Annotated in this window: 2 protein-coding genes; both read left to right on the forward strand. The window is 36.5% G+C overall.

The window, feature by feature from the left end; genetic code table 11:
- Window positions 1-334: 334 nt before the first annotated feature.
- Window positions 335-1,066 (forward strand): Stp1/IreP family PP2C-type Ser/Thr phosphatase, encoded by a 732-nt coding sequence (locus tag AC3DU7_RS31800; RefSeq protein ID WP_488043222.1) that lies wholly within the window; start codon window positions 335-337, stop codon window positions 1,064-1,066.
- Window positions 1,063-2,207: anhydro-N-acetylmuramic acid kinase (locus AC3DU7_RS31805; protein WP_488043221.1), on the forward strand; the 1,145-nt coding region annotated here is incomplete at its 3' end. The genes AC3DU7_RS31800 and AC3DU7_RS31805, both read left to right, overlap by 4 nt.

Below are 2,207 nucleotides of genomic sequence, written 5' to 3' on the forward strand. Positions count from 1 at the left end.
CCTGTTCCCTGTTCCCTGTTCCCTGTTCCCTGTTCCCTGTTCCCTAAAAGTTTTCAATATCTCACAACTCAAATCATATTGCTATAGCTGACAGCTAATAGCTGAATGCTTACTTTATTAGGGATTCATACAGCCATTATTTTGCATCAAATATTGGAACTAACTTGATGATATAAAACTTATCAATAAAATAATTTTCTGAGAGTAGATATACTGTATTAATTAGCAACATTGTAGTGCTAGAATACAAATAAAGTATATAAAAATTGGGATATTAAATATATAGGTGGATAATAAATATCAAAATGGGACAAAAAGTGTTCAACAAAATTCCATGACGTTGAGTTTCGCAGGGACTACTGATAAAGGTTGTGTTCGCTCAGTTAATCAAGATTCTTACAACATAGACCCTGAAGGACGATTTTTTATTGTTGCTGATGGTATGGGAGGACATGCAGGTGGCCAAGAAGCTAGTAGAATTGCTGCGGAAGTAATTAAAAGTTATCTAGTTAAGCATTGGCAGGATGTTATAGAATCACCAAAGTTGTTAGAAGATGCTTTTCTCAAAGCCAATGAAGCTATTTTATGCGACCAACTAGAAAACCCTGAACGTTCAGATATGGGTACTACTACAGTAGTACTGATCTTCCGAGAACAAGAGCATTGGTGTGCAAATGTAGGTGACTCTCGTCTCTACCGACTTCGAGACCAAGAGTTAGAACAAATTACAGAAGACCAAACTTGGGTTGCTCAAGCAGTGAAACAAAATGCTTTAACTCCCGACCAAGCTAGAGTACATCCTTGGCGTCATGTGCTTTCTCAATGTTTAGGTAGGGAAGATATGGGTAAGGTAGATATTTTTCCTATTGATATTCAAACGAGCGATCGCCTATTACTCTGTAGTGATGGATTAACAGAAGATTTATCTGACACAGTAATTGCCTCCATGTTAGGTTCTAGTGATGATTGTGAACCTATTGCTAAAGAGCTTGTAGATGCAGCTAAAGATGGAGGAGGTCGCGATAATATCACAGTAGTAATTGTCATTGTTGGTAATGAAAAATGACCAAAATTATTGGTTTGATTAGTGGTACTTCCGTCGATGGTATAGATGCAGCTTTGGTTGATGTTGCTGGCGATAAAACAAATTTAAAAGTTGAACTCCTAGCAGCAACTACTTATCCCTACTCAGAAAAATTACGCTCGCAAATTCTTAGTGTTTGTGGCGGTAAATCTCTGTCAATAGCTGAACTAGCAGAACTTGATGATGCTATTGCCCAAGAATTTGCCCAAGCAGCATTTACAATTAATCAAAAAAGTGATAATCGAGCAGAAATTATTGGCTCTCATGGTCAAACAGTTTATCACCGTCCACCATCTCAACAATTAGGCTATAGTCTTCAGTTGGGACGTGGTGAATTAATTGCTAACATTACAGGTATTCCCACTATTAGTAATTTTCGGGCTGCTGATATTGCTGCAGGAGGTCAAGGCGCACCCTTAGTTCCTTGTGTGGATATTCATTTACTTAGTCACCCTGAATATAGTCGCTGCATTCAAAATTTAGGTGGTATAGGAAATGTCGCTTATATTAAAAGTCAAAATTCACCAGACTTCAAAAATAGTATTTTAGGTTGGGATACAGGTCCGAGTAATACACTATTAGATTTAGCAGTACAACATCTTTCTCAAGGTAAGAAAACTTACGATAAAAATGGAGAATGGGCAGCTAGTGGATTACCATGTCAAGACTTAGTAGAAAAGTGGTTAAAACAAGATTTTTTCCAACAAAAACCACCAAAATCTACAGGTAGAGAATTATTTGGCAAAGACTATTTATTTAACTGTCTTGCTGATGGAGAAAATTATAATTTAAGTGCTGCTGATATACTAGCAACTCTTACAGAATTAACAGCAGCTTCCATTAATCATAGCTATCGAAATTTCTTGCCAAATTTACCAGATCAAATATTATTATGTGGTGGTGGTAGTCATAATTTATATTTAAAAGAACGGATACAAAATTTATTACGACCTATCCCAGTAATGACCACTGCTGAAGTAGGTTTAGATGTAGATTTTAAAGAAGCGATCGCCTTTGCAGTTTTAGCTTATTGGCGTTCTTTAAAAATTGCCAGTAATTTGCCAGAAGTTACCGGAGCTAAAGCCAAAGTAATGTTAGGAGAAATTCATCAACCGATTATTTA

Source organism: Okeania sp., from assembly GCF_983059655.1.